This window comes from Pseudomonas sp. TH43, from assembly GCF_016650635.1.
GTDB lineage: Bacteria > Pseudomonadota > Gammaproteobacteria > Pseudomonadales > Pseudomonadaceae > Aquipseudomonas.
This window is the reverse complement of sequence record NZ_JAEKFI010000004.1, coordinates 186,978-213,141: the sequence shown is the minus strand read 5'-3', so window position 1 is coordinate 213,141 and position 26,164 is coordinate 186,978. Positions and strand designations below refer to the sequence as shown.

Sequence of the window (26,164 nt, the reverse complement as noted above, 5' to 3'; positions counted from 1 at the left end):
TGCGGTCAGTTAATTAATGAAAACCCAGGAGCTGTTCGCACTCTTGGGTTTTTTTATGTCTGTGTTAAAAGATTGCTGGCTAATAGATAGCTGGCTAATCTTTGTTGTTTGGAAGTAAGTTGCCTGGCATAAGTAAGTCGGGCATAAAAAAACCGCTCACCTGAATCAGGTGAGCGGTTCTTGTTAGAGCAGAGCTCTACAGTACGTCAGCTGTGCATCCGGATTAGAGGATGTTCAGTGGGTACTCAACGATCAGACGGGTGTCGTTGTTGTCAGACGAGTAGCCGCTGTACGCGCCGTTGGAGCGGTACATGGCATAACGCAGACGGAACGACAGATCCTTGGCTGGACCTTCCTGAATCACGTATTTGGATTCGGCGTTCCACTCGTTCTCTTTACCTTCACCCAGACCGTTGGTCTCGATGTTGTCACCCATTACGTAACGGGTCATGAAGCTCAGGCCAGGTACGCCGTAGGTTTTCATGTTCAGGTCGTAACGAGCCTGCCAGGATTTCTCTTCGCGGCCGACGAAGTCGGAGATCTGGATGGAGTTGGCTACGAAGATTGTGCTGTTACCGTCAACGCCATAGTAGTAAGCGTTGTCGCCGCTCGACTGCTGGTAGGCAACGGTGAACTTGTGCGCGCCCAGGCTATAGGCAGCGGCCAGGGACCACAGGTTGTTGTCTACACCGAGGGTGCCGTCGCCGATGGCGTCAACCAGATCACCGCGCTTGTCGCCTTTGGTCTTGTAACCGTTCAGGTCGAAGTTCAGCGACTGTTCGTCGTTGATTGGCAGGGTGTAGTTCAGGTTGATGTAGTACTTCTTGAAGTACTCATCAGCGTCGGAGGCAGCCAGCGCACCGGTGAAGTTGTCGGTGAAGGCGTAGCTGGCACCGAAGATGTTGATGTTGGTCAGGCCTTTGCCGCCAAAGCCATTTTCATCAGGCAGACCGCCGATGCTGTCACGGCCCATACCGGTTTGCTTGCTCAGCGCGGTGAAACGACCGGCGCTCAGTTCCAGACCCTTGATCTCTTTGGAAGTGATCAGGGTACCGGTCGCGACTTCTGGCAGCAGTCGGCTGTCATCGGTGGCGAAAACCGGGCTGGCCACGAACTGCTGGCCGTATTTCAGAGTGGTGTCGGAAACGCGGAATTTAACTGCGCCGCCGATTTTGCCCTGGGATTTTTCCGGGTTGCCGTCGCTGTCGCTGGCGAACAGGCCGTTACCGCGGTGGCCCGAGCCGCCGTCCAGTTTGACCGAACCCATTGCCATGGCATCGAGACCGAAGCCTACGGTGCCTTGAGTGAAGCCCGACTCGTAGGTCAGCAGTTGGCTGACACCGGTGTCCTGACGATAGCCAGCGGTACCGGAAGAGCTGTTGCCTGCACCGTTTTTGTAATCGCGGTTCATGTATTCCATACGAGTCTTCAGTTTCAGACTCTGGTCTTCCAGGAAGCCTTTGGAATCATCCTGAGAGGACGCCATTGCGAACTGCGAGGTGCCTGCTGCTACAGCCAGGGCGATCATGCTCCACTTCATCACGCGCATCGTGATTTGCTCCTTTGGTTTTTAGAAGAGTACTGCCGTCCCACCTGTTTTATTATCTGGGCGGCTCTTTCTTTTTGTGTCGGCGCAAACTTATATCACGCAGACAATGTTGGCGATACTTGCGAATCTAACCTTTCACCTTCTTTACGACGCTGTCGCAGACGGTTGTGTAGATGTCGCAAATTCACAGTACCGATGCAATCGGGCCTACAACTTTCTCGCTGTTTTTTTAGCCGTTTGCATCGCTAAAAAAGAGTCCCTGGCAAAACACTTGAATCTCCATCGGGCAACCCTGCCACTGTTTTTGTTGGGCTTGAGGCATCCACATCGTGTGGTGCGCTTATAGTCCATATGTGTGCGAATGCAACAAGCGTGCACAAACCGCAATGTCGCTGCGGTTATTTTTCTGCACAGCGCGTGTTACCTGTAAAAACCTCATAAATACGGGGCGCAAAGCCCATTTTTACAAGGGCTTGACGCCATTCCTGCAATGGTGTTGCCACGGCGTCAGCCGCACGCGACAGCCAAAAACGTTACCGGTTCACCCCAGGAGTGAGTATTCGGCGGATGCTTCGACGCATGAGCGTAGACGCACTGTGCGGTTTTGGTGCAAAAAAAATCGCACGCTGTCCTGTAATCACACAGCTTGGTGAGTGGGCGATCTCGAACGCATCAACGTTTTTCGGTCATTTGCGGGTGTTCATTGCCTTTCTCGGGTCTTTGTTGGTGCGGCGTGTCGGTAAATGTCACATGTCGGGGCGCGCGGTGAATGACGAGAGGGCACTGCTGTCGTGAAGGCTGGCGTAATCGCAGGTATGCTGCCGGTCTGTCGCTTGGTGCAACGTCCTGCGGGATGGCCGCTAAGCTCACTATGTCGATCAGCCGGAGTGCACGCAGTGTTTGCTTTAGATTCACGACTTCAACAGGACACGCTGGTTATCGGCGACTTCCCGCTCTGCCGGCTATTGCTGTCCAACGACGCCAACTACCCGTGGTTCATCCTGGTGCCACGCCGCGACGATATCAGCGAGTTGTTTCAGTTGGATGTCGCCGATCAGCAGCAGTTGTGGCTGGAAACCACCGCAATGGCGGAGTTGCTCAAGGATCTGTTCGACGCTGACAAAATGAACGTCGCGACGCTGGGTAACGTGGTCAGCCAGATGCACATGCATGTGATCGTGCGTAAACGGGATGACGCCGCCTGGCCGGCGCCGGTCTGGGGCAAGCACCCGGCCAAGCCTTACAGCGCCGAGCAAGCAGCGGCCATTCGCGAGCGGTTGCGTCTGGTGTTGACCGAAGACTTCACGTTTCTGGAGGGCTGAAGCATGAGCCTGGAACAACGCGTTATGGATCTGGAAAGCCGTCTGGCGTTTCAGGATGACACTATTCAGGCGTTGAACGACGTGCTGGTCGCGCAGCAGCGTGTGGTTGATCGTCTGCAATTGCAGATGGCGGCATTGCTCAAGCGTCAGGAGGAAATGGTCGGGCAGTTCGAGTCGTTCGAAGAAGAAGCGCCACCGCCGCACTATTAAGGAGCCGTTTGCTTCAATAGAAATTGAGGGCATAAAAAAACCGCGAACAGCCAGGCTGTTCGCGGTTTTTTATTGCCTCGGATCAGCGACGCGGCAGAGCGGCGATCACGTCCTCGGCTTGCAGGCCTTTGTCTCGGTTCATCACCGAGAATTCCACGCGCTGGCCTTCGACCAGAACGCGGTGGCCTTCGCCACGGATTGCACGAAAGTGCACGAAAATATCATCGCCGGAATCGCGCGAGATAAAGCCGAAGCCTTTGGAGGTGTTGAACCACTTGACGGTGCCGGTATCGCGGTTGGTCATGTCGTAGCTGGTTGGCGCGGCAGCCGGTGAAGATCGATAGAAGCTGACAGCCAGGTGCAGGATAACGGCAACCAGCGCAATTACCAGGCTGAACAACACAGCTGGCTGGCCGGCGATGACAGGCATCGGCGCGATCAGAGTCAAGGTTTGCAGGACGACAGTCAGCACCAGAAGCGCGCTGACCAGATTTTGCAGATGCTGACGCGGGCCTTTGTTCCAGTAAGGAATCACTGGAGCGATGACCAGGTTCAGCAGGCCGAAAAAGGCCAGGTAGAGTGCGTCGGGTTGTTGCAGGTAGGGAACGGCTTCGGATTTCAAGCTGGGTATGAACGACAGCAGCAAGGCCGCTGCGCCCATTAGCAGGTGGACGATTTTCAACATTTTAATTGGCTCACGTTTATGACGGCTCACAAGGAAGAGCTGAAGGCGTACGGTTCGCTTCACAACAAAATAAAGAGGCGGTAGGCACGTACACGGCATCAGCCTATGCGCAACACCCCGGAAAATTGGGCATGGCGACACACTGCCTATTTAACAGCAAAGCCTGCAGCGACTCAAATCAGCCCGGCCAGTGGCAAGGTGCCGGTCGATTTGTCGCAGCCTGTATGCGTGATCGGGGCTGCGAGGTGTCGACAGCCTTGCTAGAGTGGGTCTGCACCTTTGGATGAATTCAATCGCCGTTAGGGGGTAAAACATGGCAATCGATATCGGTATCAGTGAAGAGGATCGCAAGTCCATCGTTGAAGGGCTGTCGCGTCTGCTGTCGGACACCTACGTGCTGTATTTGAAAACCCACAACTTCCACTGGAACGTCACCGGGCCGATGTTCCGCACGCTGCACTTGATGTTCGAAGAGCAATACAACGAACTGGCGCTTGCCGTGGATTTGATCGCCGAGCGCATTCGCGCCCTCGGTTTCCCGGCGCCGGGTGCCTATGCCACCTACGCGCGTCTTTCTTCTATTAAGGAAGAGGAGGGCGTACCGGCTGCCGAGGACATGATCAAGCAACTGGTTGCCGGTCAGGAAGCGGTGACCCGCACGGCTCGCGGTATCTTCCCGTTGCTCGACAAAGTCAGCGATGAGCCCACCGCCGACCTGCTGACCCAGCGTATGCAAGTGCATGAAAAAACCGCGTGGATGCTGCGCGCGCTGCTGGAAGCATGACCCAGCCGCGCGGGCATCTCGACCAGGTGCTCGCGCGCTGTCCAGACTCTTACCTGTTTCGTTGGCTTATCCTACGTTGATGGTCAATAAGTCATCTGGATATAACTTTGCGTCTGCGGTTTTATGAAGTCACAGGATGTGGCTTCAAATAACCCGCAGAGATGGCAAAGGAGTGTCACCGAAATGGAAGATGCAGACAGGCGAAACGACAGGATTGTCGGGCCGCCACAGGAATTTATCGTCGGCCCGTTCATCAACGAGTTCGACATGGCATTGGTCCGACCGCTGTCGCGATCCGTGCGTTTGAATGGTTATGCAACCTGCCTGCGGCTCGAGCAGGTGTACTGGAATATCCTCGGCAACATGGCGCGCAATAACTGCTGTTCGATCAGCTCGCTGTTGTCCCACGTTGATCGCCAGGTGCAATTGCGCCACGGTGGCGTGAAAAACTTCAGCGCGCTGGTGCGGGTGGTCTGCGTGATGAACGAGGGCAGGGAGGTGACGCCAGCGCCTGCGCTTTGAACAACAGCGGTTGCAGGCAAGGTGTCGGACTGTGCAGTGTTACGGCTGCACAGCCCGCATTTAATGGATATAATCCCGCCCTTTCGCCGCAAAGCCCTGCGCGCGGTGGCAATCTGATCGCCGAGACACCCCCATGCCGATGTACGATTACCAATGCGCTTCCTGTGGTCATCAGTTGGAAGCCATTCAAAAGATCAGCGAGTCACCGCTGGTCGACTGCCCTGCCTGCCAGGCGCCAGAGTTGAAGAAACAACTGTCGATGCCAGGCTTTCGCCTCAGTGGCGGCGGTTGGTACGAAACCGATTTCAAGACCGGCGCCAAGAAGAACCTGGCCGGTGGCGACAAATCTGACTAGGGTTCAACCCCAGGTTGAACGACACGCGTGAGTTTCCGCATTGCTTGAGAGCAACGGGATCTCCACCGAATATCGAATGACGAGAAGCGAACCATTATCATGATGCGCAGCCACTATTGCGGCCAACTGAACGAAAGCCTGGAAGGCCAGGAAATTACCCTTTGCGGATGGGTTCACCGTCGTCGCGACCACGGCGGGGTGATTTTCCTCGATATCCGTGATCGTGATGGTCTGGCCCAAGTGGTATTCGATCCGGATCGCGCCGAAAGCTTCGCCGCTGCCGATCGCGTGCGCAGTGAATACGTGGTGAAGATCACCGGCAAGGTACGTCTGCGTCCGGCCGGTGCGACCAACGCCAACATGGCGTCGGGCATGATCGAAGTGCTGGGCTACGAGCTGGAAGTGCTGAACGAGTCGGAAACCCCGCCGTTCCCACTGAACGAATTCTCCGACGTCGGCGAAGAAACCCGTCTGCGCTATCGTTTCCTCGACCTGCGTCGTCCGGAAATGGCCGAGAAGCTGCGTCTGCGTTCGCGCATGACCACCAGCATCCGTCGCTTCCTCGACGAAAACGGCTTCCTCGACGTTGAAACGCCGATCCTGACCCGTGCCACCCCTGAAGGTGCGCGTGACTATCTGGTGCCAAGCCGTACCCACGCCGGTTCGTTCTTCGCCCTGCCGCAATCGCCGCAACTGTTCAAACAACTGCTGATGGTTGCCGGTTTCGACCGTTACTACCAGATCGCCAAGTGCTTCCGTGACGAAGACTTGCGTGCCGACCGTCAGCCTGAATTCACCCAGATCGACATCGAGACCAGCTTCCTCGATGAAAAAGAGATCATGGGCCTGACCGAGCAAATGATCCGCAACCTGTTCAAGGAAGTGCTGGATCTGGAATTCGGCGAGTTCCCGCACATGACCTTCGAAGAAGCCATGCGCCGTTACGGTTCCGACAAGCCAGACCTGCGTATTCCGCTGGAGCTGGTCGACGTTGCCGATCAACTCAAAGAAGTTGATTTCAAGGTGTTCAGCGGCCCGGCCAACGACCCGAAATGCCGCATCGCCGCACTGCGCGTTCCAGGCGGGGCGAGCATGCCGCGCAAGCAGATCGACGACTACACCAAGTTCGTCGGCATCTACGGTGCCAAGGGCCTGGCATACATCAAGGTCAACGAGCGCGCAGCCGGTGTTGACGGTCTGCAATCGCCGATCGTGAAAAACATCCCGCTGGACAACCTCAATGCCATCCTTGATCGCGTTGGCGCAGTTGACGGCGACATCGTGTTCTTCGGCGCCGACAAGGCCAAGATCGTCAGCGAAGCCTTGGGTGCGCTGCGCATCAAGCTCGGTCACGACCTCAACCTGCTGACCTGCAAATGGGCACCGATGTGGGTTGTCGACTTCCCGATGTTCGAAGAAAACGACGACGGCAGCTTCTCCGCGCTGCACCACCCGTTCACCGCACCGAAGTGCTCGCCAGAAGAGCTGGAGGCCAACCCGGCCGGCGCTCTGTCCCGTGCCTACGACATGGTGCTGAACGGCACTGAGCTGGGTGGCGGTTCGATCCGTATTCACCGCAAGGAAATGCAGCAAGCGGTATTCCGTCTGCTGGGCATCAACGAAGCGGAACAGGAAGAGAAATTCGGCTTCCTGCTCGACGCGCTGAAGTACGGTGCACCGCCACACGGTGGTCTGGCTTTCGGTCTGGACCGTCTGGTGATGCTGATGACCGGCGCTCAGTCGATCCGTGAAGTGATCGCCTTCCCGAAAACCCAGAGTGCTGCCGACGTGATGACGCAAGCGCCGGGTGTGGTGGATGCCAAGGCACTGCGCGAGCTGCATATTCGTTTGCGCGAAACGCCAAAGGCTGAGTAAGACGGGCCTGAAGGCGCATCTTCGGATGCGCCTTTTTTCTTTCCAGAGAGCAGGTCGAGATTTTTTGTTTGCTGGCCGCTGCATGAGCAGGGCGGGCAACGTTTCAAAGAGAATTCGGAGCGAGTTATGGCAGGTCATTCCAAGTGGGCGAACATCAAGCACCGCAAAGAACGTCAGGATGCCAAGAGAGGCAAGATCTTCACCAAGTGGATTCGTGAGCTGACCGTTGCGGCCCGTCAGGGCGGCGGCGATCCGGGCTCCAACCCGCGTCTGCGTCTGGCCCTCGACAAGGCGTTGAGCGCCAACATGAGCCGCGACATCATTGACCGCGCCGTTGCGCGCGGCGCCGGTGCCACCGAAGCGGACAACGTTGAAGAGCTGACCTACGAAGGTTACGGCCCGGGTGGCGTGGCAGTGATGGTCGAGTGCATGACCGACAACCGCAACCGTACTGCGGCAGCCGTACGCCATGCGTTCAGCAAGTGCGGAGGCAACCTCGGCACCGACGGTTCAGTGGCGTACCTGTTCGAACGCAAAGGCCAGATCAGCTTCGCGCCGGGCGTCGACGAAGATGCACTGACCGAGGCTGCACTGGAAGCCGACGCCGATGACGTGGTTACTCACGAAGACGGTTCGATCGACGTGTTTACCTCGTTCACCAGTTTCTACGCGGTGCGTAACGCGCTGGAAGCCGCTGGTTTCAAGGGTGATGACGCGGAAATCGTCATGCAGCCGACCACCAGTGCCGAACTGGATCTGGAAGGTGCGGAGAAGGTACTCAAGCTGATCGACATGCTTGAAGACCTGGATGACGTGCAGAACGTCTATTCCAACGCGGACATTCCTGAAGACGTGGCCGCTCAACTCGGTTGAGGCAAATAGAAAGGTCGCAGTTTTTGCTGGCTCTACACTTCACCTGTAGGAGCTGCCGAAGGCTGCGATCTTTCTGTTTTTAAAGATCAAAAGATCGCAGCCTTCGGCAGCTCCTACATGTACCCTCAGCTTTCGCATCAATTTCTGCAGGCGTTATGACTTTAATTCTTGGTATCGACCCCGGCTCGCGCATCACCGGTTACGGGATTGTTCGTGATACCGGGCGTGGCGGCTGCATTTATGTGGCCTCTGGCTGCATCCGCACCGGCGCAGGCGAATTGCATGAGCGTTTGCAAATTGTTTATCGCGGCGTGCGTGAGATCATCCAGACTTATGGCCCGGTGACCATGGGCATCGAAAAGGTGTTCATGGCGAAAAATGCCGATTCGGCGCTGAAGCTGGGGCAGGCTCGTGGCGCTGCGATTGTCGCTGGCGCTGAAGAGAGCCTGGAGATCGCCGAATACACCGCCACTCAGGTCAAGCAGGCCGTGGTGGGCACCGGCGCCGCCAATAAAGAACAAGTGCAGATGATGGTCATGCACATGCTCAAGCTGACCAGCAAACCGCAGATCGATGCCTCCGACGCCCTGGCCATCGCCATTTGTCACGCGCACACCCGTTCCAGCCTGCTACCGCATGGCTTGGGCACTGCACGCAGTCGTGGCGGGCGCTTGCGTCTCTGATAGCATCAGCATCAATTTTCCTGAAAGCGGATTTTTGCGCCTGGGTCGTCGGCCCTTGATCCGCCTTTCGACAGTCGCCAGCCCACGGCTGGCCAACGCTCAAGGATCTGAAACGTGATTGGACGCTTGCGCGGCACTCTGGCTGAGAAACAGCCGCCGCACCTGATTCTCGATGTAAACGGCCTCGGGTATGAGCTGGAAGTGCCCATGACCACGCTTTATCGTCTGCCGTCGGTCGGTGAACCACTGACCCTGCACACCCATTTGGTCGTACGCGAAGACGCGCAGTTACTCTATGGTTTTGCCGGCAAGCGTGAGCGAGACTTTTTTCGCGAGTTGATCCGTCTCAATGGTGTCGGGCCGAAATTGGCGCTGGCATTGATGTCGAGCCTGGAGGTCGACGAACTGATCCGCTGCGTACAGTCCCAGGACACCTCGGCCCTGACCAAGGTGCCGGGCGTCGGCAAGAAAACTGCCGAGCGTTTGCTGGTCGAACTGAAAGATCGCTTCAAGGCCTGGGAAACCTCGCCGGCAATGTTTGCCCTGGTACCGAATCAGCCCGACGGCCCGGCGCCGGTCAACACCGCCGAGAACGATGCAGTGAGTGCGCTGATTTCCCTGGGCTACAAGCCGCAGGAAGCGAGCAAGGCGATTACCGCCATCAAGGACAAGAATTTGAGCAGTGAAGACCTGATCCGCCGCGCCCTGAAGGGAATGATTTAAGTGATTGAAGCTGATCGTCTGATCGCCGCTGCGCACAGCCCGCGCGAGCGCGAAGAAGTCCAGGACCGCGCCATTCGCCCGGTCAGCCTGGCCGACTACATTGGCCAGCCGACCGTGCGCGAACAGATGGAACTGTTCATCCAGGCCGCCCGTGGCCGTAGTGAATCCCTCGATCACACGCTGATCTTCGGCCCGCCGGGGTTGGGTAAAACCACGCTGGCCAACATCATTGCCCAGGAAATGGGCGTGTCGATCAAGAGCACCTCGGGCCCGGTGCTGGAACGTCCGGGCGATCTGGCCGCACTGCTGACCAACCTTGAACCGCACGATGTGCTGTTTATCGACGAAATCCATCGTCTGTCGCCAATCGTTGAAGAAGTGCTGTACCCGGCGATGGAAGATTTCCAGCTCGACATCATGATCGGCGAAGGGCCAGCAGCGCGCTCGATCAAGCTCGATCTGCCACCTTTCACCCTGGTGGGGGCGACCACTCGCGCCGGCATGCTGACCAATCCGTTGCGTGACCGCTTTGGTATCGTCCAGCGTCTTGAGTTCTATAGCACTGCCGATCTGGCGACGATTGTCAGTCGTTCGGCGGCTATCCTTGGTCTGCCGCTGGATCCGGAGGGTTCTTTCGAAATCGCTCGGCGCGCCCGTGGTACGCCGCGAATCGCCAATCGTCTGCTGCGCCGCGTGCGCGATTTTGCCGAAGTACGCGCCAAGGGCCATATCACCAAATCGGTGGCTGACCTGGCGTTGAACCTGCTGGATGTCGACGAACACGGTTTCGATCATCAGGACCGGCGTCTGCTGCTGACCATGATCGAGAAGTTTGATGGCGGCCCGGTGGGCATCGACAGTCTTGCTGCTGCGATCAGCGAAGAGCGTCACACCATTGAAGATGTGCTGGAGCCGTACCTGATTCAACAGGGTTACATCATGCGCACGCCACGGGGCAGGGTGGTGACGCGGCATGCGTATCTGCATTTCGGTTTAAACATTCCGTCACGAATGGGTGAGATGCCCGTGGTAGACGAGTTTCTCGATGCCGTGGACGATTGATACACATTTTTTGGCGATTTATTCAGGGTTTGTACTGTCAGACGACGGTACTTTTGCAGTAAAGCCCTGAAACCATGAAAAACAGTTGCCTGGCCGGATTGGCAACCCGAGGAGTAAGCACTAGAGTATGCGCGCGCAAAACGGGCTTGAGCCGTTCGCACATCGTTGTCGCGTTTATTACGAGGACACCGATGCGGGCGGCATCGTGTATTACGTTAATTACCTCAAGTTTATGGAACGGGCTCGAACCGAGCGGCTCCGCGAGCTGGGCTTTGCCCAATCGCAGCTGGCCGGGGAGGATCTGTTGTTCGTCGTGCACTCCAGCGAAGCGCGTTACCACGCGCCGGCGCGACTGGACGACGAACTGCTGGTAAGCGCTGATGTAATCGAATTGAACCGGGTCAGCCTGCGCTTCAAACAGCAGGTCAGGCGGGCAACGGATAATGTGCTGCTCTGTGAAGGGCAGTTTTTGGTGGCCTGTGTGCGCACTAACAGTTTGAAACCCCGGGCCCTTCCCGAAGACTTGCGTGCGGCCTTTGCCGACGCGGTCGGCCCGGGTACACACTCAAAGCAGGAGATAAAGCGTGGAAGCTAACGTCGTCGACCATTCCTCCATGTGGAGCCTGGTCAGCAATGCCAGCATCGTGGTGCAGTTGGTAATGTTGACCCTGGTGGCCGCATCGGTGACCTCATGGATCATGATCTTTCAGCGCAGCAATCTGCTGCGCGCCGGTCGACGCGCCCTGGAGAGCTTCGAAGAGCGCTTCTGGTCGGGTATCGACCTGTCCAAACTGTACCGTCAGGCGGGCAGCAACCCGGACCCGGATTCGGGCGTGGAGCAGATCTTCCGTGCCGGTTTCAAAGAGTTCTCCCGTCTGCGTCAGCAGCCAGGTGTCGATCCTGAAGCGGTGATGGAAGGCGTGGCTCGTGCCATGCGCGTTGCCATCTCCCGTGAAGAAGAGAAGCTGGAGCAGAGCCTGCCGTTCCTCGCCACCGTTGGTTCGGTCAGCCCGTACATCGGTCTGTTCGGTACCGTGTGGGGCATCATGAACTCCTTCCGCGGCCTGGCCAGCGCCCAGCAAGCGACCCTCGCCACCGTGGCACCGGGTATCGCCGAAGCCCTGATCGCCACCGCGATCGGTCTGTTCGCCGCGATCCCTGCGGTCATCGCTTACAACCGTTTCGCTGCTCGCAGCGAAACCTTGCTGGGCCGCTACTACACCTTCGCCGATGAATTCCAGGCGATCCTGCACCGCAAAGTGCACACCAGCGAAGAATAAGCAGGTAATTTCCAATGGCTTTAATCGCTCGAGCTCGCAAAAAGCGCAAGCCGGTCGCCGAGATGAACGTGGTGCCTTACATCGACGTGATGTTGGTACTGCTGGTCATCTTCATGGTGACCGCGCCGATGCTCAATCAGGGCGTGAAAGTTGATCTGCCCAAGGTTTCCAGCGAAGCCTTGCCGCAGGACAACAACACCCAGGTCCTGACCATTTCGATCAAGGCTGACAAGACCTACTACTGGAACCTTGGCAGCGAAGTCGACACCGAGAAGCAACAGGACAGGGCCATGACCCTGCCGCAAATGACCGATGCGGTGACCAAGATCATTCGTGCCGGCACCGAAGGCGGCAAGCGTACCCAGGTCTTCATCCGCGGTGACAAAACCGTCGACTATGGTTCCGTCATGGGCGCCATGGGCGGGTTGCAGAAAGCCGGGGTCGGTAATGTTGGTTTGATTACCGAGGCCCCCTGATGCAGCAACAGCGAGAGCCGTCCGCCTCGGAAAGCTACTTCTGGCCTAGTGTTCTGGCAATTGTCCTGCACGTGCTGGTGTTCGGCATGCTGTTCGTCAGTTTTGCCTTTACACCAGAGCTGCCGCCGGCCAAGCCGATTGTCCAGGCGACCTTGTACCAGCTGAAATCGAAAAGTCAGGCAACCACCCAGACCAATCAGAAGATTGCGGGTGAGGCGAAGAAATCCGCCGCGCGCCAGACCGAAGTCGAGCAGATGGAACAGAAAAAGGTCGAGCAGGAAGAGATCAAGGCCGCTGCGGAACAAAAGAAAGAAGAAGCGGCTCAAAAAGCCGAGGAAGCCAAGAAGGCCGATGAGGCTAAAAAAGCGGACGAAGCGAAAAAGGCGGATGACGCCAAGAAAGCCGACGACGCGAAAAAAGCCGAAGCCAAGAAGGCCGAAGAGAAACAATTGGCTGATATAGCCAAGAAGAAGGCTGAAGAAGAGGCTAAGGAAGAGGCCAAGAAAGAGGCCGCTGAAGAAGCCAAGAAGAAGATCGTCGAAGACGCGAAGAAGAAAGCCGCCGAAGACGCCAAGAAGAAAGCTGAAGCTGAAGAGGCGAAAAAGAAAGTCGCCGAAGATGCGAAGAAGAAAGCTTCTGCCGATGCTGCGAAGAAGAAAGCGCAGGATGCGGCACGTAAATCGACCGAAGACAAAAAGGCTCAGGCCTTGGCCGACTTGCTTTCCGACACGCCGCAGCGCCAGCAGGCCTTGGCCGATGAGCAGGGTGACGAAGTCGCGGGCAGTTTCGATGACCTGATTCGTGCGCGAGCAGCGGAAGGTTGGGCTCGTCCACCTTCGGCACGCAAAGGCATGACGGTCGTGCTGCAAATCGGCATGTTGCCGGACGGTACGGTGACTTCGGTCAGCGTCTCCAAGTCCAGTGGCGACGGTCCGTTCGATGCGTCGGCAGTCGCGGCAGTGAAGAATATTGGACGTTTGACAGAAATGCAGGGAATGAAGCCGAGCGATTTCGCTCCGTATCGTTCATTCAAGATGACATTCACACCTGAGGATCTAGCCTTGTGAGAAACCTTCTTCGAGGAATGCTGGTCGTGATCTGCTGCATGGCAGGGATCGCGATGGCTGATGAAAAGAACATTCTGGTCACCAGCGGCAGCGATCGGGCTACTCCGATCGCCGTTGTACCGTTCGGTATGCAGGGCGGTGCCGTGCTGCCGGACGACATGGCTGAAATCATTGGTAACGATTTGCGTAACTCGGGCTACTACTCGCCGATTCCCAAGCAAAACATGATCAGCCAGCCAAGCCAGCCGAGCGAAATCATCTTCCGTGACTGGAAGGCGGTGGGTGCTCAGTACATGATGGTCGGCAGCATCGCTCCAGCGGGCGGTCGCCTGCAGGTGCAGTGGGCACTGTTCAACGTGGCCACCGAACAGAAAGTGGCAGACGGCAGTGTTTCCGGGACCACCGAGCAATTGCGCGACATGGCGCACTTCATCTCCGACCAGTCGTTCCAGAAGCTGACCGGTATCGAAGGTGCGTTCTCGACGCGTCTGCTGTACGTGACGGCTGAGCGCTTCTCCGAGAAGAACACTCGCTACACCCTGCAGCGTTCTGACTACGACGGTGCTCGCGCAGTGACTCTGTTGCAATCGCGCGAGCCGATCCTGTCGCCGCGTTTCGCACCGGATGGCAAGCGCATCGCCTACGTGTCGTTCGAGCAAAAGCGTCCGCGCATCTTCATGCAGAACATCGACACCGGTCGCCGTGAGCAGATCACCAACTTCGAAGGCCTGAATGGCGCTCCAGCCTGGTCGCCGAACGGTGATCGCCTGGCGTTCGTGCTGTCGAAAGACGGTAACCCGGACATTTACGTGATGAACCTGGCCTCGCGTCAGATCACCCGCGTGACCGCAGGTCCTGGCATTAATACCGAACCGTACTGGGGCAAGGATGGTTCGACCATCTACTTCACGTCGGACCGTGGCGGCAAGCCGCAAATCTACAAAACCAGCGCCAGTGGCGGCGGTGCGGAGCGAGTGACCTTCATTGGTAACTACAACGCCAACCCGAAACTGTCGGCTGATGAAAAGACTTTGGTGATGATTCATCGTCAGGATGGCTTCACCAATTTCAAGGTGGCAGCCCAGGATCTGCAGCGAGGTAGTGTAAAGATCCTCACTGATAGCACTCTGGACGAGTCACCTACTGTTGCGCCCAACGGCACCATGGTAATCTACGCCACCCGCCAACAGGGCCGGGGAGTCTTGATGCTCGTGTCCATTAATGGACGCGTTAGGCTCCCGCTTCCTACCGCTCAAGGCGAAGTCAGAGAACCGTCCTGGTCCCCTTACCTGAAGTGAGCGGGCGCTACACGTTTTACTTAACACACTGGGGTTCATTAGGAGTTTCACGATGGAAATGCTGAAGTTTGGTAAATTTGCTGCGCTGGCTCTGGCCATGGCTGTAGCTGTAGGTTGCTCGTCCAAAGGCGGCGACAACGCCGGTGAAGGCGCTGTTGATCCAAACGCTGGTTACGGCGCAAACACTGGTGCCGTTGACGGTTCCCTGAGCGAAGAAGCTGCTCTGCGCGCAATCACCACCTTCTACTTCGAATACGACAGCTCGGACCTGAAGCCAGAAGCCATGCGCGCTCTGGACGTTCACGCCAAAGACCTGAAAGCAAACGGCGCTCGCGTTGTTCTGGAAGGCAACACCGACGAACGTGGTACTCGTGAGTACAACATGGCACTGGGCGAGCGTCGTGCGAAAGCCGTTCAACGCTACCTGGTACTGCAAGGTGTTTCCCCAGCTCAGCTGGAACTGGTTTCCTACGGCGAAGAGCGTCCAGTTGCTACCGGCAACGACGAGCAGTCCTGGGCTCAAAACCGTCGCGTCGAACTGCGTAAGTAATTCGATATGCGAACGTGCCGTCGTGCTGTAACTGTTCTGGCTCTCAGCCTCGCGCCGCTTGCGGCGTGGGCTGCGGTTCCTGTGGTCGATGACAACTCCGGTTATAACAATAGCGGGAGCAGTTATCCGCCTGCAGGTTACGGTACGAACGGCGCCTATGCCGGGGGAGCGGCTTCGGCCCCTGCCTCGGCACAAGGCATGCTGTTCAACCAATTGCAACAGATGCAGGATCAGATATCGCGCCAGCAAGGTGTGATTGAAGAGCTGCAAAATCAGGTTGCGCGCATGAAGCAGGAATCCCTGGAGCGATACCAGGATCTTGATCGGCGCATAGGATCCGGTGGTGCTGCACCTGCCGCGACTCCTGAGAATTCTTCTGCCGGTGGCGACGCAAGTGCTGCTGCCGGTGCTGCCGCTGGCGCCGGGGCTGCTGCAGCCCAGGCACCCGCTGCAGGTAGCGAACCGGCTGATCCGGCGAAAGAGAAGCTCTATTACGATGCTGCTTTCGACTTGATCAAAGCCAAGGATTTCGACAAGGCCAGCCAGGCTTTCGCCGCTTTCCTGCGCAAATACCCAAACAGCCAATACGCGGGCAACGCTCAGTACTGGTTGGGTGAAGTGAATCTGGCAAAAGGCGATCTGCAAGGTGCAGGTCAGGCATTTGCCAAGGTTTCGCAGCTGTATCCCAAACACGCCAAAGTGCCGGATTCGCTGTACAAGCTGGCTGATGTAGAGCGCCGCCTCGGTCACACCGACAAGGTCAAAGGCATTCTGCAACAAGTGGTTTCCCAATATCCGGGTACGTCCGCTGCTCAGTTGGCCCAACGCGATCTGCAACGCATGTAAACGTGTTTGACCCGTTTGGAAGAAACCCGCGCTAGTCGCGGGTTTTTTCGTTAGAATTCACGCCCTTTTTCTGAAACACGCTTCTTGTGATCCACGCGTTGGCGGGTTTGCCTGAAGTGCCTGACGGAGGCGGACAGCCTGTTTAGCTGTTACGCCCGTGGCGACTATGCAAGACACATTGAGAATTACCGAAGTTTTCTACTCTTTGCAGGGGGAAACGCGGACTGCCGGGCTGCCCACTGTTTTTGTGCGCCTGACCGGTTGCCCATTGCGTTGCCAATACTGCGACAGTGCCTATGCGTTCAGTGGCGGTACGATCCGCACCCTCGACGACATCCTCGAACAAGTGGCCGGATTTCGTCCGCGCTACGTCTGCGTTACCGGCGGTGAGCCGCTGGCACAGCCGAACGCCATTCCTTTGCTTAAACAGTTGTGTGATGCCGGTTACGAGGTCTCGCTGGAAACCAGCGGTGCTCTCGACATCTCGGCTGTGGATCCGCGTGTCAGTCGCGTTGTCGATCTGAAAACCCCGGATTCGAAAGAAGCTCATCGCAACCGCTACGAGAACATCGAACTGCTGACCCCCAACGATCAGGTGAAGTTTGTCATCTGCTCGCGGGACGACTACGACTGGGCTGTTTCCAAGTTGATCCAGTACGGTCTCGAGCGCCGTGCTGGTGAAGTGCTGTTCTCGCCAAGCCACCACGACCTCAATGCTCGCGATCTGGCGGACTGGGTGGTGGCGGACAACCTGCCGGTTCGCCTGCAATTGCAGCTGCATAAATATCTTTGGAATGACGAGCCGGGGCGCTGATATGACTGAACAACTGAACACCACTGAAAAACGTGCAGTCATCCTGCTGTCCGGCGGCCTCGATTCGGCCACTGTTGTGGCCATGGCTCGCGCCGAGGGCTATAGCTGCTACACCATGAGCTTTGATTACGGTCAGCGCTCGCACGCTGAGCTGCACGCTGCTGCGCGCGTCGCTCGCGATCTGGGCGTGGTCGAGCACAAAGTCATTGGCCTCAACCTGAACGGCATGGGCGGCTCGGCGCTGACTGACAGCAGCATCGACATCCCGGAAGAGCTGGGCGAAGGCATCCCGGTCACTTACGTGCCAGCGCGCAACACAGTGTTCTTGTCCCTGGCGTTGGGCTGGGCTGAAGTGCTCGGCGCTCGCGACATCTTTATTGGTGTGAACGCCGTGGACTATTCCGGCTACCCGGATTGCCGTCCCGAGTTCATCGAATCGTTCGAGCGCATGGCCAACCTGGCGACCAAGGCCGGCGTTGAAGGCAATGGCTTTCGCATTCAGGCGCCGTTGCAGAACCTGAGCAAGGCGCAAATCGTTCAGGCCGGCGTGAAGCTTGGCGTTGATTACGGGCTCACCGTTTCCTGCTATCAGGCCGACGATGACGGCCGTGCCTGCGGTAAATGCGACAGCTGCCGCCTGCGCGCAGAAGGCTTTGCGGCGGCGGGTGTGAGCGATCCAACAGCTTATTTTTGATTATTTTCAAAAAGGTGTTGAATAGTCCTTAAAAATCAGTATTATACGCGCCACCACACAGCGGGTCGTTAGCTCAGTTGGTAGAGCAGTTGGCTTTTAACCAATTGGTCGTAGGTTCGAATCCCACACGACCCACCATTTTTGGCGGTTTAGAAAATCCGGAAGGCCCACGAAAGTGAGGATTTCCGGGTTTTTTTTTGCCTGCAATTCAGGCACCTCTTCTGTCATCGTTGCCTGCGCTGACACAGGTCAGAATCATCTTTTGTATCAACGGGATATTCTGTAGCCTTGCGCAGCTTCAACGCTGTCCGTGCCTGATAAAACTCACTCTCCCGGCGGTACCCTCAAGTGGTCCGGAGCCGGGTGTATACTCGACTTTCGCGCGAAAGCGCCTGCAGGTCTTGCGAACATGACGCAGATTTCCGAACGCCTTCTGGTTCAAGCCCACCTCGATGCCAAACAGCCCAAACCGCTGACTGCCGAGGAAGAGGCTTATTACCGTTCTGCCATCGCCGCCGAGCTCAAGGCTCAGGACGCGGTGCTGGTGGCCCACTTTTATTGCGATCCGGTGATTCAGGCGCTGGCCGAAGAAACCGGCGGCTGCGTGTCCGACTCCCTCGAAATGGCGCGCTTCGGCAACGCTCACCCGGCGAAGACCGTGGTGGTTGCCGGCGTGAAGTTCATGGGCGAAACCGCGAAGATTCTCAATCCTGAAAAACGTGTACTGATGCCGACCCTCGACGCGACCTGCTCGCTGGACCTGGGTTGCCCGGTGGACGAGTTTTCAGCGTTCTGCGATCAGCACCCGGAGCGCACAGTGGTGGTCTACGCCAACACTTCCGCTGCCGTGAAGGCGCGGGCTGACTGGGTGGTGACATCAAGCTGCGCGCTGGAGATCGTCGAAAGCCTGATGGACAACGGCGAGACGATCATCTGGGGACCGGACAAGCACCTGGGCACCTACATTCAGCGCAAGACCGGCGCCGACATGCTGCTCTGGGACGGTGCCTGCATCGTCCACGAAGAGTTCAAGTCCAAGCAGCTCGAAGACATGAAGGCGCTGTACCCGGACGCCGCCATTCTGGTGCACCCGGAGTCGCCGACCTCGGTGATCGAGTTGGCGGACGCCGTCGGCTCCACCAGCCAGTTGATCGCTGCCGCGCAATCGCTGCCGAACAAGACCCTGATCGTCGCCACTGACCGTGGCATCTTCTACAAGATGCAGCAGCTGTGCCCGGACAAGGTCTTCATTGAGGCGCCAACCGCCGGTAACGGCGCAGCGTGCCGTAGTTGCGCACATTGCCCGTGGATGGCCATGAACACCCTTGAGCGCACACTGAGGAGCTTGAAGGAAGGGACGAACGAGATCTTTGTGGATCCGGCGTTGATTCCGCAGGCGATTCGGCCTTTGAAGCGCATGCTGGACTTTACACAAGCGGCGCGGATGAAGCTGGCCGGTAACGCCTGAGATCTAGACGCAGACACAATCCCTGTGGGAGCGAGCCTGCTCGCGAAAGCGGTGTACCAGTCACCATTGAAATTGACTGATACGACGCCTTCGCGAGCAGGCTCGCTCCCACATTGGTATTCGGTGTCTGGACGTTACTTGATTTTCTTCGGGATTCGTACGACGCGGGTATCGGAATAGATGTCGTGCCACGTGCGCTTCTGCTTGTCATACAGCGACCAGAAGAATCCAAGCCCTGCACACAGCCACGATGCAATCGACACCATAAAGCGCAGCAGCGCCTGCCACAGGCTGATTGCGCTGCCATCGGCGTTCTGCACGCGAATGCCCCACACCTGCATGCCCAGCGTCTGCCCGCCATGGGTCCAGAACTTGGCGAAGAAGGCGAACAGCACCAATAGCAATACCGTCGAGTACAGCGGATCGCCATCAAGTTTGCCGGCATCGGTCATCACCCGCAGTCGCTCTTCGCCAATGATTGCTGCCTGGATGAGCTTGTAGATGAAGCCGGTCACGATCAGCAGGGCGGTGCACAACAGGAAGTCATAGAACATTGCTGCCAGACGACGCCCAAGGCCGACGGTGGGAAAGTCGCCTTGCGGGGTGAGCAGGTTTTTCGACATGGCAGCCTCTGGACGCAAAATGAAGCGCCATTTTACGGATTCGCGCGCACAAAAAAGCCCCTGATATCAATATCAGGGGCTTTTTCGTTACAGAAGATCAGCCTTCTGCTTGAACTTCATCAGCCTGCATGCCTTTCTGGCCTTGCACAGCAACGAAGGTCACTTTCTGGCCTTCTTTCAGGCTTTTGAAGCCGTTGCCCTGAATGGCGCGGAAATGCACGAACAGATCCGGACCGCTTTCTGGAGTGATAAAACCAAAACCTTTCTCGTCGTTAAACCACTTGACGGTACCGCTCTGACGTGTGGACATTTCTTATTTCCTTTGACGCAAAAAATTAATGACAGTCTCCTTCTCATGAAAGAGTACTGGGGCTGGTTGCAGGAGAGTAAGAAGACGTCGAACGGGATGTAGCTAACTTGTAGGCTACTGCCCAGGTCACGATTCCAAGCTGACCCATGCAAACACAGTGGACAAACTCTACGCCAACTACGGGAGAAAAAACAAGCCCCGTTAAGGCCCCGGTTTTGCTGCCCTTGGTGGTGTTTAGTCGGTTCGCTAGTGCAGGCTTAGACGATGAGCTTGTTCAATTGTTTTCGATCGTTATAAGCAAAGTTCATATTCGAATCAGTTGATAGAAAATGCACTTTTTTGTGGCGATTGCGTTACACATTAGTGCACGCATAACGCAACCGCGTTACGTATAGAAACAGTCAATCAACCCCGGTAGTAGCGTTGTGGAACAAATGGCATTTTGCTTACAAGCATTTGCACCTTTTTCCCACGAACGATTGCCCAAACTGGCGTATCAAGTGTGACATAAGCACTATCGAGGTAACCCATTGCCAAGGGACCGCCCAAGGTCGGACCGAAACCACCGCTGCAGACGGTGCCGATGATCTCGCCTGCTTCGTTGACGATTTCTGCGCCTTCACGCACTGGCGTACGTTCTTGTGGCAGCAGGCCGACGCGTTTGCGCGCAACACCGTTCTGTTGCTGGGCGAACACAACTTCTGCCCCCGGGAAACCACCGGCCCGTGGGCCATCAGCGCGACGCGGCTTGGAGATCGCCCACAACAGGCTGGCCTCGATTGGCGTGGTCTCGGTGTTCATGTCGTGGCCGTACAGGCACAGACCGGCTTCAAGGCGCAGCGAATCGCGAGCACCAAGGCCAATGGCCTGAACTTCTGGCTCGGCGAGCAGGGCTCGGGCGAGTTTTTCCGCAGCGTCAGCCGGCACCGAAATTTCGAAACCGTCTTCACCGGTGTAACCCGAACGGCTGACGAAGCAATCGATGCCCAGCAGATTCACGCGGGCGAATTGCATGAAAGTCATCTTCGCCACTTCAGGAGCAAGACGTGCGAGCACGCTGACCGCCGCCGGACCTTGTAGCGCGAGCAGCGCGCGTTCTTCGAACAGCGCCGTAATGGTGCACTGATCGCCGATGTGTTGTTGCAGGTGGGCCAGGTCCTGATCCTTGCATGCAGCGTTGACCACGAGGAACAGTTCGTCGTTGCCGAGGTTGGCGACCATCAGGTCATCGAGAATGCCGCCGGTTTCATTGGTGAACATCGCGTATCGCTGCATGCCCACTGGCAGGTCGATGATGTCCACCGGCACCAGAGTTTCCAGGGCTTTGGCGGCATTGGCGCCAGTCAGGCGGATCTGGCCCATGTGCGAAACATCGAACAGACCGGCCTGTTCGCGGGTGTGCTGGTGTTCTTTCATCACGCCGAGCGGGTATTGCACCGGCATGTCGTAGCCGGCGAACGGCACCATGCGAGCGCCGAGTTCGATGTGCAGAGCGTGCAGCGGGGTTTTCGACAGTTGTTCGGTGGACATGCGGAACTCCTTGATTCACGCCAACCCTCTCCCGGAGGGAGAGGGAGTTAGTTACGTTTCTCTTCCGGAGGGAGAGGGGGCTAAGTACGATCGTCTCCCTGAGGGAGGCGGAGTTAAATAAGGCTCAGCACTCGATAATGTTGACCGCCAGACCGCCGCGGGCGGTCTCTTTGTATTTGCTTTTCATGTCGGCGCCGGTCTGGCGCATCGTGCGGATGACCTTGTCGAGCGAGACGAAATGCTGGCCGTCGCCGCGCATCGCCATGCGCACCGCGTTGATTGCCTTCACCGAACCCATTGCGTTGCGCTCGATGCACGGCACCTGCACCAGCCCGCCAATCGGGTCGCAGGTCAGGCCGAGGTTGTGCTCCATGCCGATTTCCGCAGCGTTTTCGACTTGCTGCACGCTGCCGCCGAGCACTTCGCACAACGCTCCGGCCGCCATCGAACAGGCCACGCCGACTTCACCCTGGCAACCGACTTCGGCACCGGAGATCGAGGCGTTTTCCTTGTACAGAATGCCGATGGCCGCAGCGGTCAGCAGAAAACGTACAACGCCGTCATCGTTCGAACCGGGGATAAAACGCATGTAGTAATGCAGCACTGCTGGAATGATCCCCGCCGCGCCGTTGGTCGGCGCCGTGACCACTCGCCCGCCATTGGCGTTTTCTTCGTTGACGGCCAGCGCGTAGAGGTTGACCCAATCGAGCACTGACAGTGGATCGCGCAGTGCCGACTCCGGGTTCTTGCACAGTTGTCGATGCAGCGCCGCCGCACGGCGTTTAACCTTCAGGCCACCCGGCAAGATGCCTTCGTTACGGCAACCGGCGGCGACGCAGTCCTGCATGACCTGCCAGATCTTCAGCAGACCGGCACGGGTTTCCGCTTCCGGGCGCCAGGCGCTTTCGTTGGTCAGCATCACTTGGCTGATCGACAGACCATAAGTGGCGCAATGGCTGAGCAAGTCTTTTGCGCTTTTGAACGGGAAGGTCAGCGGCGTGGCGTCTTCGACGATACGGTCGGCACCCGCGGCGTCTTCATCGACGACAAAACCACCGCCGACCGAGTAATACTCGCGGCTGCGGATTTGAATGCCAGCGGCGTCGAAGGCGCGAAAGATCATGCCGTTGGGGTGATAGGCCAGCGGCTTTCGGATCATCGCCAGATGTTCTTTCTCGTTGAACGCAATGCTGTGTTCAGCGAGCAGGTTCAGTCGGCCATCGCCGCGAATTTGTTGCAGGCGGGCGGCGACGGTTTCGGTGTCGACGGTATCCGGGTGTTCGCCTTCGAGGCCGAGCAGCACGGCTTTGTCGCTGCCGTGGCCTTTGCCGGTAGCGCCGAGGGAACCATATAACTCGACGCGCACGCTGGCGGTGGTGGTCAGCAGATTTTCACGTCGCAGGCCTTCAGCAAAGCGCGCAGCAGCACGCATCGGGCCGACGGTGTGGGAGCTGGAGGGGCCGATACCAATCTTGAACAGGTCGAACACGCTTAACGACATGAGTGGTTCTCCGGTTTCTTGTTATAGGAATTGGCGGATCTTTGCGGCTGCCCGCATTCCCTTGTAGGAGCTGAGCTTGCTCGCGAAAGCGGTGTGTCAGTCAACTTGTCAGCTATCTGATACACCGCTTTCGCGAGCAAGCTCAGCTCCTACAGGGATGCGGTGTGTGCGGGATCAGCGATAACTGATCCCGCATCGGGTTAAGCGTAGCTTTCGATCGACGGGCAGGCGCAGACCAGGTTGCGGTCGCCGAACACGTTGTCGACGCGACCGACCGGTGGCCAGTACTTGCCTTCGATCAGCGACGCGACCGGGTACACCGCTTGCTCGCGGCTGTACGGGTGAGTCCACTCGCCAACCAGTTCCGCTGCGGTATGCGGCGCGTTTTTCAGCGGGTTGTCGTCCTTGTCCAGCGTGCCGTTTTCCACCGCGCGGATTTCTTCGCGGATGCGGATCATGGCGTCGCAGAAGCGATCCAGTTCTTCCTTGGACTCACTTTCAGTCGGCTCGATCATCAGCGTGCCGGCCACCGGGAACGACATGGTCGGGGCGTGGAAACCGAAGTCGATCAGGCGCTTGGCGACGTCATCGACGCTGATGCCGCTGCTGTCTTTCAGTGGACGCAGGTCAAGGATGCACTCGTGCGCGACCAGACCGTTGCTGCCGGTGTACAGCACTGGATAGTGCTCTTCGAGGCGGCGGGAAATGTAGTTGGCATTGAGGATCGCCAGTTGCGAAGCACGCTTCAGACCCGCGCCACCCATCATCCGAATGTACATCCAGGTGATCGGCAAAATGCTCGCACTGCCGAACGGTGCCGCGCAGACCGCGCCTTCCTTGCGCTCCATCTGGCCGTGGCCGGGCAGGAACGGAGTGAGATGCGACTTGACGCCAATCGGGCCAACGCCCGGGCCGCCACCGCCGTGCGGGATGCAGAAGGTTTTGTGCAGGTTCAGGTGCGAGACATCGCCGCCGAACTTGCCCGGCGCGCAGAGGCCGACCATCGCGTTCATGTTGGCGCCGTCGATGTACACCTGGCCGCCGTTGTCATGAATGATCCCGCAGATTTCGCGGATGCCTTCTTCGAACACGCCGTGGGTGGACGGGTAAGTGATCATCAGGGCGGCGAGGTGTTCGCGGTGCTCGATGGCTTTGGCGCGCAGGTCTTCAATGTCGACGTTGCCACGCGCATCGCACGCGGTCACGACAACGCGCATGCCCGCCATGTTGGCGGTGGCCGGGTTGGTGCCGTGAGCGGACGACGGGATCAGGCAGATGTCGCGACGCTCATCGCCACGGCTCTGGTGATAGGCGCGGATCGCCAGCAGGCCAGCGTATTCGCCTTGCGAACCGGCGTTCGGTTGCAGCGAGATCGCGTCGTAACCGGTGGCGGCGCAGAGCATCGCTTCCAGTTCATCGGTCAGTTGCTGATAACCGGCGCTTTGCGCGGCGGGGGCGAACGGGTGCAGGGCGCCGAATTCAGCCCAGGTCACCGGGATCATTTCGCTGGCGGCGTTGAGTTTCATGGTGCACGAGCCCAGCGGGATCATGGTGCGATCCAGCGCCAGGTCCTTGTCGGCCAGTTTGCGCAGGTAGCGCATCAGCTCGGTTTCCGAGTGATAACGGTTGAACACCGGGTGGCTGAGGATTGGCGACTGGCGCACCAGCGACGCCGGAATGGTGCTTTGCACCGAAGCGGCCAGCGCAGCGAAGTCCGGCAGGGTCTTGCCGTCGGCGAACAGGCCCCACAGGGTTTCGATGTCCGACTGTGTGGTGGTCTCGTCAACCGACAGGCCCAGACGCTCAGCGTCGATCACGCGCAGGTTGATCTGCGCAACGTGCGCCCTGTCGTGCAGCGCGGCGGTTTGTGCGCCGGTGGCCAGGGTCAGGGTGTCGAAGAAGCTCGCCTGCTCGACGGTCTGGCCCAGAGCGGTCAGGCCCTTGGCCAGAATCGCGGTCAGGTGATGCACGCGGTTGGCGATCTGCGTCAGGCCTTTCGGGCCGTGGTAGACGGCGTACATGCTGGCGATGTTGGCCAGCAGCACTTGCGCGGTGCAGATGTTCGACGTGGCCTTCTCGCGACGGATGTGTTGCTCGCGGGTTTGCATGGCCAGGCGCAGCGCCGGCTTGCCGAAACGGTCAACCGAAACACCGACCAGACGGCCCGGCATGTCGCGCTTGAACGCATCTTTGGTGGAGAAGTAAGCGGCGTGCGGGCCACCGAAACCCAGCGGCACGCCGAAGCGTTGTGCCGAACCGATGGCAACGTCAGCGCCGAACTCGCCTGGCGCGGTCAGCAGCGTCAGGGCCAGCAAGTCAGCGGCCACGGCCACCAGCGCATTGGCAGCGTGGAAGCGTTCGGTCAGTTCGCGGTAGTCGAACACGTCACCGTTGGCGGCCGGGTATTGCAGCAGCGCGCCGAAGAACGGCGTCACCTCAGTCAGTTCACGCTCATCGCCCACTACAACTTCAATACCCAGCGGCTCGGCACGGGTGCGCAGCACGTCGAGGGTTTGCGGGTGACTGTGGATCGAGGCGAAGAACTGGTGGCTGCCCTTGTTCTTGCTCAGGCGTTTGCAGAAGGTCATGGCTTCGGCAGCGGCGGTGGCTTCGTCGAGCAGGGAGGCGTTGGCAATCGGCAGGCCGGTGAGGTCGCTGATCATCGTCTGGAAGTTCAACAGCGCTTCGAGACGGCCCTGTGAAATTTCAGGCTGGTATGGGGTGTAAGCGGTGTACCAGGCCGGGTTTTCCAGCAGGTTGCGCAGGATCGGCGAAGGCGTATGGCAGTTGTAGTAGCCCTGGCCGATGTAGGTCTTGAACAGCTGATTCTTGCCGGCGATGGATTTGATCATCGCCAAGGCGTCGGCTTCGCTGAGACCGTCGTCCATGCCAAGCACGCTGGTGCCCTTGATGCTTTCCGGGATGACGCTGGCGCTCAGCGCTTCGAGCGAATCGAAGCCGAGGCTGTTGAGCATGGCTTGCTCGTCACCGGCGCGCGGGCCGATATGACGGGCGATGAATTCGTTGGCGGTGCCAAGGTTTACTTGAGTCATGTCGGCGTTCC

General features: G+C 58.1%; 27 protein-coding genes and 1 tRNA gene. 21 read left to right on the top strand and 7 right to left on the bottom strand.

The window, feature by feature from the left end:
- Positions 1 to 223: 223 nt before the first annotated feature.
- Positions 224 to 1,549, bottom strand: coding sequence for an OprD family porin (locus JFT81_RS17275; RefSeq protein ID WP_201206171.1), 1,326 nt, complete (start codon positions 1,547 to 1,549; stop codon positions 224 to 226).
- A gap of 896 nt (positions 1,550 to 2,445) precedes the next feature.
- On the opposite strand from JFT81_RS17275, the gene JFT81_RS17270 reads away from it, so the two are divergent.
- Both JFT81_RS17270 and JFT81_RS17265 read left to right on the top strand, forming a co-directional pair.
- Positions 2,446 to 2,871, top strand: coding sequence for an HIT domain-containing protein (locus tag JFT81_RS17270; protein ID WP_201228261.1), 426 nt, complete (start codon positions 2,446 to 2,448; stop codon positions 2,869 to 2,871).
- Between the two features lie 3 nt (positions 2,872 to 2,874).
- Positions 2,875 to 3,081, top strand: coding sequence for a SlyX family protein (locus JFT81_RS17265; protein ID WP_201228260.1), 207 nt, complete (start codon positions 2,875 to 2,877; stop codon positions 3,079 to 3,081).
- An 82-nt stretch (positions 3,082 to 3,163) separates the two neighbouring features.
- On the opposite strand, the gene JFT81_RS29545 is transcribed toward JFT81_RS17265, so the two are convergent.
- On the bottom strand, positions 3,164 to 3,766 hold the full coding sequence (locus JFT81_RS29545; protein WP_122589597.1) for a cold-shock protein: 603 nt from the start codon (positions 3,764 to 3,766) through the stop codon (positions 3,164 to 3,166).
- Positions 3,767 to 4,079: 313 nt separating this feature from the next.
- Between JFT81_RS29545 and JFT81_RS17255 the strand changes: the two genes are divergently transcribed.
- From JFT81_RS17255 to nadA, 19 genes are all read left to right on the top strand, one after another.
- Entirely contained in the window at positions 4,080 to 4,550 is a 471-nt protein-coding gene (locus JFT81_RS17255) for a Dps family protein (RefSeq protein ID WP_201228259.1), read from the top strand.
- Positions 4,551 to 4,733: 183 nt separating this feature from the next.
- The gene (locus JFT81_RS17250; RefSeq protein WP_201228258.1) at positions 4,734 to 5,072 is read left to right on the top strand and encodes a ribbon-helix-helix domain-containing protein; all 339 of its coding nucleotides are present in this window, start codon (positions 4,734 to 4,736) and stop codon (positions 5,070 to 5,072) included.
- A gap of 133 nt (positions 5,073 to 5,205) precedes the next feature.
- Entirely contained in the window at positions 5,206 to 5,427 is a 222-nt protein-coding gene (locus JFT81_RS17245) for a zinc ribbon domain-containing protein (RefSeq protein WP_201149061.1), read from the top strand.
- 99 nt (positions 5,428 to 5,526) lie between these two features.
- A complete protein-coding gene (aspS, locus tag JFT81_RS17240) occupies positions 5,527 to 7,302 on the top strand; it encodes an aspartate--tRNA ligase (protein WP_201228257.1) in 1,776 nt (591 codons plus the stop codon).
- A 126-nt stretch (positions 7,303 to 7,428) separates the two neighbouring features.
- Positions 7,429 to 8,175, top strand: coding sequence for a YebC/PmpR family DNA-binding transcriptional regulator (locus JFT81_RS17235; RefSeq protein WP_034153419.1), 747 nt, complete (start codon positions 7,429 to 7,431; stop codon positions 8,173 to 8,175).
- A gap of 155 nt (positions 8,176 to 8,330) precedes the next feature.
- A complete protein-coding gene (ruvC, locus tag JFT81_RS17230) occupies positions 8,331 to 8,858 on the top strand; it encodes a crossover junction endodeoxyribonuclease RuvC (protein ID WP_007951206.1) in 528 nt (175 codons plus the stop codon).
- 114 nt (positions 8,859 to 8,972) lie between these two features.
- Entirely contained in the window at positions 8,973 to 9,581 is a 609-nt protein-coding gene (gene ruvA, locus JFT81_RS17225) for a Holliday junction branch migration protein RuvA (RefSeq protein ID WP_003227522.1), read from the top strand.
- On the top strand, positions 9,582 to 10,643 hold the full coding sequence (gene ruvB, locus JFT81_RS17220) for a Holliday junction branch migration DNA helicase RuvB (protein WP_201149064.1): 1,062 nt from the start codon (positions 9,582 to 9,584) through the stop codon (positions 10,641 to 10,643). It abuts the gene before it with no gap.
- A gap of 127 nt (positions 10,644 to 10,770) precedes the next feature.
- Positions 10,771 to 11,238 carry a tol-pal system-associated acyl-CoA thioesterase gene (ybgC, locus tag JFT81_RS17215; protein ID WP_007912735.1) on the top strand — a complete coding sequence of 156 codons (468 nt, stop codon included), beginning with the start codon at positions 10,771 to 10,773 and terminating at the stop codon, positions 11,236 to 11,238.
- Complete coding sequence (gene tolQ / locus JFT81_RS17210; RefSeq protein WP_008080223.1) at positions 11,228 to 11,923, top strand: protein TolQ; 696 nt, start codon at positions 11,228 to 11,230, stop codon at positions 11,921 to 11,923. Before ybgC ends, tolQ begins: the two co-directional genes overlap by 11 nt.
- A gap of 23 nt (positions 11,924 to 11,946) precedes the next feature.
- On the top strand, positions 11,947 to 12,399 hold the full coding sequence (gene tolR, locus JFT81_RS17205; RefSeq protein WP_161806672.1) for a protein TolR: 453 nt from the start codon (positions 11,947 to 11,949) through the stop codon (positions 12,397 to 12,399).
- A complete protein-coding gene (tolA, locus tag JFT81_RS17200) occupies positions 12,399 to 13,466 on the top strand; it encodes a cell envelope integrity protein TolA (RefSeq protein ID WP_201228256.1) in 1,068 nt (355 codons plus the stop codon). Before tolR ends, tolA begins: the two co-directional genes overlap by 1 nt.
- 17 nt (positions 13,467 to 13,483) lie before the next feature.
- Positions 13,484 to 14,764, top strand: a complete 1,281-nt coding sequence (gene tolB, locus JFT81_RS17195) for a Tol-Pal system beta propeller repeat protein TolB (RefSeq protein WP_172828178.1) — start codon at positions 13,484 to 13,486, stop codon at positions 14,762 to 14,764.
- A gap of 52 nt (positions 14,765 to 14,816) precedes the next feature.
- Complete coding sequence (pal, locus tag JFT81_RS17190; protein WP_003178634.1) at positions 14,817 to 15,314, top strand: peptidoglycan-associated lipoprotein Pal; 498 nt, start codon at positions 14,817 to 14,819, stop codon at positions 15,312 to 15,314.
- A gap of 6 nt (positions 15,315 to 15,320) precedes the next feature.
- Positions 15,321 to 16,160: a tol-pal system protein YbgF gene (gene ybgF, locus JFT81_RS17185; protein ID WP_201228255.1), complete on the top strand. Its 840-nt coding sequence runs from the start codon at positions 15,321 to 15,323 to the stop codon at positions 16,158 to 16,160.
- A gap of 166 nt (positions 16,161 to 16,326) precedes the next feature.
- Positions 16,327 to 16,974: a 7-carboxy-7-deazaguanine synthase QueE gene (gene queE / locus JFT81_RS17180; protein ID WP_201228254.1), complete on the top strand. Its 648-nt coding sequence runs from the start codon at positions 16,327 to 16,329 to the stop codon at positions 16,972 to 16,974.
- 1 nt (position 16,975) lies between these two features.
- Positions 16,976 to 17,668 (top strand): 7-cyano-7-deazaguanine synthase QueC, encoded by a 693-nt coding sequence (queC, locus tag JFT81_RS17175; RefSeq protein ID WP_201228253.1) that lies wholly within the window; start codon positions 16,976 to 16,978, stop codon positions 17,666 to 17,668.
- Positions 17,669 to 17,730: 62 nt separating this feature from the next.
- Positions 17,731 to 17,806 (top strand) — tRNA-Lys (locus JFT81_RS17170).
- Between the two features lie 271 nt (positions 17,807 to 18,077).
- On the top strand, positions 18,078 to 19,136 hold the full coding sequence (gene nadA / locus JFT81_RS17165) for a quinolinate synthase NadA (protein ID WP_201228252.1): 1,059 nt from the start codon (positions 18,078 to 18,080) through the stop codon (positions 19,134 to 19,136).
- Between the two features lie 134 nt (positions 19,137 to 19,270).
- On the opposite strand, the gene JFT81_RS17160 is transcribed toward nadA, so the two are convergent.
- The 5 genes from JFT81_RS17160 to gcvP all read right to left on the bottom strand — a co-directional run bounded on the left by JFT81_RS17160 (position 19,271) and on the right by gcvP (position 26,153).
- A complete protein-coding gene (locus JFT81_RS17160; protein ID WP_201228251.1) occupies positions 19,271 to 19,759 on the bottom strand; it encodes an RDD family protein in 489 nt (162 codons plus the stop codon).
- Positions 19,760 to 19,856: 97 nt separating this feature from the next.
- On the bottom strand, positions 19,857 to 20,069 hold the full coding sequence (locus JFT81_RS17155; protein ID WP_003237709.1) for a cold-shock protein: 213 nt from the start codon (positions 20,067 to 20,069) through the stop codon (positions 19,857 to 19,859).
- Positions 20,070 to 20,474: 405 nt separating this feature from the next.
- The gene (gcvT, locus tag JFT81_RS17150; RefSeq protein WP_201228250.1) at positions 20,475 to 21,599 is read right to left on the bottom strand and encodes a glycine cleavage system aminomethyltransferase GcvT; all 1,125 of its coding nucleotides are present in this window, start codon (positions 21,597 to 21,599) and stop codon (positions 20,475 to 20,477) included.
- 124 nt (positions 21,600 to 21,723) lie between these two features.
- Positions 21,724 to 23,100, bottom strand: a complete 1,377-nt coding sequence (locus tag JFT81_RS17145) for an L-serine ammonia-lyase (protein WP_201228249.1) — start codon at positions 23,098 to 23,100, stop codon at positions 21,724 to 21,726.
- A gap of 200 nt (positions 23,101 to 23,300) precedes the next feature.
- Positions 23,301 to 26,153: an aminomethyl-transferring glycine dehydrogenase gene (gcvP, locus tag JFT81_RS17140; protein WP_201228248.1), complete on the bottom strand. Its 2,853-nt coding sequence runs from the start codon at positions 26,151 to 26,153 to the stop codon at positions 23,301 to 23,303.
- Positions 26,154 to 26,164: the final 11 nt, after the last annotated feature.